The sequence below is a fragment of the Serratia sp. (in: enterobacteria) genome (genome assembly GCF_046715635.1).
Taxonomy (GTDB): Bacteria; Pseudomonadota; Gammaproteobacteria; order Enterobacterales; family Enterobacteriaceae; genus Chania.
Window position 1 is genome coordinate 1 of the sequence record NZ_JBKJYW010000295.1, and the last position, 5,788, is coordinate 5,788.

8 protein-coding genes are annotated in these 5,788 nt (G+C 55.3%); 7 read left to right on the plus strand and 1 reads right to left on the minus strand.

Annotation, left to right across the window (positions count from 1 at the left end; genetic code table 11):
• Positions 1 to 9: 9 nt before the first annotated feature.
• The 7 genes from lptA to npr all read left to right on the plus strand — a co-directional run bounded on the left by lptA (position 10) and on the right by npr (position 4,941).
• Positions 10 to 474 carry a lipopolysaccharide ABC transporter substrate-binding protein LptA gene (gene lptA, locus ACLQ7H_RS14995; protein ID WP_411753374.1) on the plus strand — a complete coding sequence of 155 codons (465 nt, stop codon included), beginning with the start codon at positions 10 to 12 and terminating at the stop codon, positions 472 to 474.
• Positions 475 to 480: 6 nt separating this feature from the next.
• Positions 481 to 1,206, plus strand: coding sequence for an LPS export ABC transporter ATP-binding protein (lptB, locus tag ACLQ7H_RS15000; RefSeq protein ID WP_248945512.1), 726 nt, complete (start codon positions 481 to 483; stop codon positions 1,204 to 1,206).
• A 51-nt stretch (positions 1,207 to 1,257) separates the two neighbouring features.
• Positions 1,258 to 2,694: an RNA polymerase factor sigma-54 gene (rpoN, locus tag ACLQ7H_RS15005; RefSeq protein WP_411753370.1), complete on the plus strand. Its 1,437-nt coding sequence runs from the start codon at positions 1,258 to 1,260 to the stop codon at positions 2,692 to 2,694.
• Positions 2,695 to 2,717: 23 nt separating this feature from the next.
• Positions 2,718 to 3,005, plus strand: a complete 288-nt coding sequence (hpf, locus tag ACLQ7H_RS15010; protein WP_411753371.1) for a ribosome hibernation promoting factor — start codon at positions 2,718 to 2,720, stop codon at positions 3,003 to 3,005.
• A gap of 218 nt (positions 3,006 to 3,223) precedes the next feature.
• Positions 3,224 to 3,685, plus strand: coding sequence for a PTS IIA-like nitrogen regulatory protein PtsN (gene ptsN / locus ACLQ7H_RS15015; protein WP_411753372.1), 462 nt, complete (start codon positions 3,224 to 3,226; stop codon positions 3,683 to 3,685).
• 129 nt (positions 3,686 to 3,814) lie between these two features.
• On the plus strand, positions 3,815 to 4,672 hold the full coding sequence (gene rapZ, locus ACLQ7H_RS15020) for an RNase adapter RapZ (protein ID WP_021180704.1): 858 nt from the start codon (positions 3,815 to 3,817) through the stop codon (positions 4,670 to 4,672).
• Complete coding sequence (gene npr / locus ACLQ7H_RS15025) at positions 4,669 to 4,941, plus strand: PTS phosphocarrier protein NPr (protein ID WP_142016712.1); 273 nt, start codon at positions 4,669 to 4,671, stop codon at positions 4,939 to 4,941. Before rapZ ends, npr begins: the two co-directional genes overlap by 4 nt.
• Positions 4,942 to 5,086: 145 nt before the next feature.
• Here npr and ACLQ7H_RS15030 read toward each other — a convergent pair.
• The coding region (locus ACLQ7H_RS15030) for an aldehyde dehydrogenase family protein (protein WP_411753373.1) at positions 5,087 to 5,788 on the minus strand (702 nt) is incomplete at its 5' end.

Consider the following 5,788-nt stretch of genomic DNA (forward strand, 5'->3'; position numbering starts at 1 on the left):
TCCCCCGCATTGGCGTTGAAATCCGACTCTGACCAACCGGTAAGTATCGACTCGCTGAAACAGTCGCTGGATATGCAGAGCAACGTCAGCACCTTTACCGACAACGTGGTGATCAAGCAGGGCACCATCGAGATCAAGGCCGACAAGGTCGTGGTCACGCGCCCAGGTGGCGATCAGAACAAAACCTATATTGAAGCGTTCGGCAATCCGGTAACCTTCTACCAAATGCAGGACAACGGCAAGCCGGTGAAAGGCCATGCGCAGAAAGTTCGTTACGATGTCGCGACGCAGCTGATCACCCTCACCGGCAACGCCTATCTGGAACAGCTCGACAGCAACGTGAAGGGCGACCGTATTACCTATCTGGTGCCACAGCAGCAGATGCAGGCGTTCAGCGATAAAGGCAAACGCGTGACCACGGTTCTGGTGCCATCACAGTTGCAAGACAAAAACGGTCAAAAGAAGAGTAACTAATTACTTATGGCAACACTCATCGCAGAAAACCTGGCGAAAGCCTACAAAGGCCGCAAAGTCGTTGAAGACGTGAGCCTGAAAGTGAAATCTGGCGAGATCGTCGGCCTACTGGGGCCAAACGGGGCCGGTAAGACCACCACTTTCTACATGGTGGTTGGCATCGTTCAGCGCGACGCCGGACGCATCGTGATCGATGACGAAGATATCAGTATTCTGCCGCTGCACGCCCGCGCACGCCGCGGTATCGGCTACCTGCCGCAGGAAGCCTCGATCTTCCGCCGCCTGAGTGTTTACGACAACCTGATGGCAGTGCTGGAGATCCGTAACGATCTCACCAGTGAGCAGCGCAACGATCGGGCTATCGAGCTGATGGAAGAGTTTCATATCTCCCACCTGCGTGACAACCTGGGCCAATCGCTTTCCGGTGGTGAACGCCGCCGCGTGGAGATTGCCCGTGCGTTGGCCGCCAACCCGAAATTTATCCTGCTGGATGAACCTTTCGCCGGGGTTGACCCGATTTCCGTTATCGATATCAAGAAAATCATCGAGCACCTGCGTGACAGTGGCCTTGGCGTGCTGATCACCGATCATAACGTGCGCGAGACGCTGGACGTGTGTGAACGCGCCTATATCGTCAGCCAGGGCAAGCTGATTGCCCACGGCACACCGGACGCCATTCTGGCCGATGAGCAGGTGAAACGCGTTTATCTGGGCGAAGAGTTCCGCCTATAGGTTCCAGCGGCAGGCCCAACAGGCCGCCGTTAACGGAAGTAGCAGAAGATTATGAAGCAAGGTTTGCAACTCAGGCTCAGCCAGCAACTGGCCATGACCCCCCAACTTCAGCAGGCAATCCGCCTGTTGCAGTTGTCCACGCTTGAACTCCAGCAGGAGATCCAACTGGCGCTAGAGAGCAACCCGCTGCTTGAACAGACCGAAGATGAGCACGAAGAGATCGATACCAAGGAAAGCGTCGAGACCGAAGGGCTGGACACCCGCGAAGCGCTGGAACAGAAGGACATGCCCGAAGAGCTGCCTCTGGATGCCACCTGGGATGAGATCTATACCGCCGGTACCCCTTCCGGCACCGGTACCGACTATAGTGATGACGAACTGCCGGTCTATCAGGGCGAAACCACGCAAACGCTGCAGGACTACCTGATGTGGCAAGTGGATCTGACGCCGTTCTCTGACACCGATGCCGCCATCGCCACCTCAATCGTCGACGCCGTCGATGACACTGGCTATCTCACCGTGCCGCTGGAAGACATTCTGGAAAGTATGGGTGACGATAACGTGACGATGGACGAGGTCGAAGCGGTATTGAAGCGCGTACAGCGTTTTGATCCGGTCGGCGTCGCGGCGCGCGATCTGCGTGACTGCCTGTTGATCCAGCTTTCCCAGTATACCAAAGACACGCCCTATCTGGCTGAAGCCCGCCTGATCGTCAGCGAACATCTGGATTTGCTGGCCAACCACGACTTTCGCAGCCTGATGCGAACAACTCGCTTAAAAGAAGATACACTGAAAGAAGCGATGGTGTTGATCCACTCGCTGGATCCGCGCCCTGGGCAGTCGATCAATACCGGGGAGTCAGAGTATGTGATCCCGGACGTGCTGGTACGCAAGGTGCAGGATAAGTGGGTGGTAGAGCTTAATGCGGACAGCATCCCACGGCTGAAAATCAACCAGCAATATGCGGCACTGGGTAACACGGTGCGCAACGATGCCGACGGCCAGTATATCCGCAGCAATTTGCAGGAAGCGAAGTGGCTGATCAAAAGCCTGGAAAGCCGCAACGACACGCTGCTCAAGGTGACCCGCTGTATTGTCGAACAGCAGGAAGCGTTCTTTGAACAGGGTGCAGAATTTATGAAGCCCATGGTGTTGGCAGATATCGCCCAGGCCGTGGAAATGCATGAGTCGACAATCTCGCGCGTGACGACGCAGAAGTTCCTGCACAGCCCACGTGGTATTTTCGAATTGAAGTATTTCTTCTCCAGCCATGTGAATACCGACAGCGGTGGCGAAGCCTCCTCTACGGCGATCCGGGCGTTAGTGAAGAAATTGATCGCGGCGGAAAATCCTGCCAAACCGCTTAGCGACAGCAAGCTGACCACCCTGCTTTCCGATCAGGGGATCATGGTGGCACGGCGCACCGTCGCCAAGTACCGAGAGTCTTTGTCCATCCCGCCGTCCAACCAGCGTAAACAGTTGGTTTGACCTCTATAGAGAAGGAAGACATTATGCAGCTCAACATTACCGGACACCACATCGAAGTCACCGAACCAATGCGTGAGTTCGTCAACACCAAGTTTGCCAAACTCGAGCAGTATTTTGACCGCATTAACCAGGTATATGTCGTACTCAGTGTGGAAAAAGTGCAGCAGATTGCGGAAGCAACGGTGCATGTGAATGGCGGCGAGTTGCACGCCACCTCGGAAAAAGAAGATATGTATGCCGCAATTGACTGCCTGATCGACAAACTGGCGCGTCAATTGAACAAACATAAAGACAAACTAAAGCAACACTGACATTCTGGGCCGTTATGCGAAGCGTAATGGCCCACATCGTAGTCGTATTGGCTACACGGCAACCCTCGGCGCGTCACCTGTAAGGGCATGCGCCGATAAGCCATCAGGGTTAAACAGGCGAAAAACCGTTTCATGAAGGTTATCAGTGCCAGTCTACTTGCCAATGGTAAAGCAGGCTGGCAATAAAGCGACAGGACGCGGTTTTAAGTGAAGATGAGATGAACAACGAAATAATGCAATTAAGCTCGGTGTTAAACATCGAGTGCACCAGAAGCTCGGTACACTGCACCAGCAAGAAACGGGCTTTGGAAATTATCAGCGAGCTGGCGGCCAAGCAGCTAAACCTACCTTCGCAGGTGGTGTTTGACGCAGTGCTCACCCGGGAACGTATGGGCAGTACCGGTATCGGCAACGGTATTGCAATCCCACACGGCAAACTGGAAGAGGACACTTTGCGGGCCGTTGGCGTGTTTATCCGCCTTGAGCAACCTATTGCCTTTGATGCCATCGATAATCAACCGGTCGATCTGCTGTTCGCCTTGCTGGTCCCGGCGGATCAATGTAAAACTCATCTGCATACGCTGTCGCTGGTTGCCAAACGGCTGGCCGACAAAACCGTATGCCGCCGCCTGCGCGCAGCGCAAAGCGACGAGGAACTGTACCAGATCATCACCGAGTAACTATCGGCTGGCGTGACTTTCAGCCATGAAAACGCTACTGTTTTACTTATGATATATCCGGGCCGTGGCCCGGATAATAGATCCTAACGGTGGCGATGAACGCCATTGAGATGCCAGGGGAGTTACCACATGGTGCTGATGATTGTCAGCGGCCGTTCCGGTTCAGGGAAATCCGTCGCCTTGCGGGCGTTGGAAGACATGGGTTTTTACTGCGTTGATAACCTGCCCGTGGTGTTGTTGCCACAGCTGGCCCAGACGCTGGCCGAACGCAATAGCTCCGCTGCGGTAAGCATCGACGTCCGTAACATGCCGGAATCGCCGGAAGTGTTTGAATATGCAATGACCCAGCTGCCGGAGAGTTTTACGCCGCAACTGCTGTTCCTTGATGCCGATCGCAACACCCTGATCCGCCGTTACAGCGACACCCGTCGCCTGCATCCCCTCTCCGCCAAGAACCTGTCGCTGGAAAGCGCGATCGATGAAGAAAGCGATCTGCTTGAGCCCCTGCGTTCCCGTGCCGATCTGATCATCGATACCTCAGAAATGTCGGTGCACGAGCTGGCGGAAATGCTGCGTACCCGCCTGTTGGGCAAACGCGAGCGCGAGCTGACGATGGTGTTTGAATCCTTCGGCTTCAAGCACGGTATTCCTATCGATGCCGATTACGTGTTCGACGTACGTTTCCTGCCCAACCCGCACTGGGATCCTAAACTGCGCCCGATGACCGGCCTGGATAAGCCCGTGGCCTCGTTCCTCGATCGCCACACCGAAGTGCACAACTTCATCTACCAGACGCGTAGCTATCTGGAACAGTGGCTGCCGATGCTGGAGACCAATAACCGCAGCTATCTGACCGTTGCCATTGGTTGTACCGGCGGTAAGCACCGTTCGGTGTACGTGGCTGAACAGTTGGCGGATTATTTCCGTTCACGCGGCAAGAACGTGCAATCACGACACCGCACACTGGAAAAGCGTAAACAACAATGACGGTCAAGCAGACGGTTGAGATCAAGAACAAGCTGGGCATGCATGCACGCCCGGCGATGAAGCTGTTTGAGCTGGTGCAGAGTTTTGATGCTGAAGTGCTGCTACGTAATGACAGCGGCACCGAAGCGGAAGCCAGCAGCGTGATCGCGCTGTTGATGCTGGATTCCGCCCAGGGCCGCCAGATCGAAATTGAAGCTACCGGGCCGCAGGAAGTACAGGCGCTGGCAGCGGTGATTGAGCTGTTCAACTCAGGCTTCGACGAAGACTGATCCCCGTATACCCGTCGCCTTTCAAGCTGCAGCGTTGTTACCTGCACTCACTTACCCCAGTCACTTACAATAGTAAGCTCCTGGGGATAAGTGAGCTTGGCGCCTAGCTGCAACTTGAAATTCATAGGGTATAGGCGGTGATTAATTAATATCGAACCATCACCGATTTCAACTCGGTATAATGCTCGATAAACGCGCTGCCGAACTCTCTACCTATCCCCGACGATTTCACCCCACCGAACGGCAACGCCGGATCGAGGAAGGTGTGCATGTTGATCCACAAGGTACCCACTTCAATCTGCGGGATCATGCGCATCGCCTTGCTGAGATCGTTGGTCCACAGGCTGGCGGCCAGGCCATAAGGCGAATCGTTGATCATGGCGATCATCTGCTCTTCATCCTCATAGGCCAGGAAAGTCCCCACCGGGCCAAAGGTTTCCTCACGCATTAACGCATCATGCGGCCCGTTAGCGCGGATCGCCGTCGGCGCAACGAAGAAGCCTGGCCCAGCTAATGCCTGACCACCGCAGACGATTTGGCTGCCATCAGCCCGTGCCTTGTCAAACAGCGCCAAGACCTTGCGGTAATGTGCCTCGTTGGCCAATGGCCCCACTTCGGTACTCTCATCCAGCGGTGAACCCACCTTCATGGCTGCCAAGCGCTGCGTCAGTTTTGCCAGCACCTCGTCTATATGGCTGGCAGGCAGGTAGAAACGTTCCGCAGCGGCGCAGATCTGTCCCTGATTCAGGTAACCCGCTTCGATAATGCCATCGACCATCTTGTCGACCGAGACGTCCGCCAGAAACGCGGCAGCATTCTTCCCCCCCAGCTCCAGCGTGGTACGCAC

Bases quoted from the DNA above. Each gene is read 5' to 3' on its own strand.
- lptB (WP_248945512.1), top strand. From the start codon at position 481: ATGGCAACACTCATCGCAGAAAACCTGGCGAAAGCCTACAAAGGCCGC.
- rpoN (WP_411753370.1), top strand. From the start codon at position 1,258: ATGAAGCAAGGTTTGCAACTCAGGCTCAGCCAGCAACTGGCCATGACC.
- hpf (WP_411753371.1), top strand. From the start codon at position 2,718: ATGCAGCTCAACATTACCGGACACCACATCGAAGTCACCGAACCAATG.
- ptsN (WP_411753372.1), top strand. From the start codon at position 3,224: ATGAACAACGAAATAATGCAATTAAGCTCGGTGTTAAACATCGAGTGC.
- rapZ (WP_021180704.1), top strand. From the start codon at position 3,815: ATGGTGCTGATGATTGTCAGCGGCCGTTCCGGTTCAGGGAAATCCGTC.
- npr (WP_142016712.1), top strand. From the start codon at position 4,669: ATGACGGTCAAGCAGACGGTTGAGATCAAGAACAAGCTGGGCATGCAT.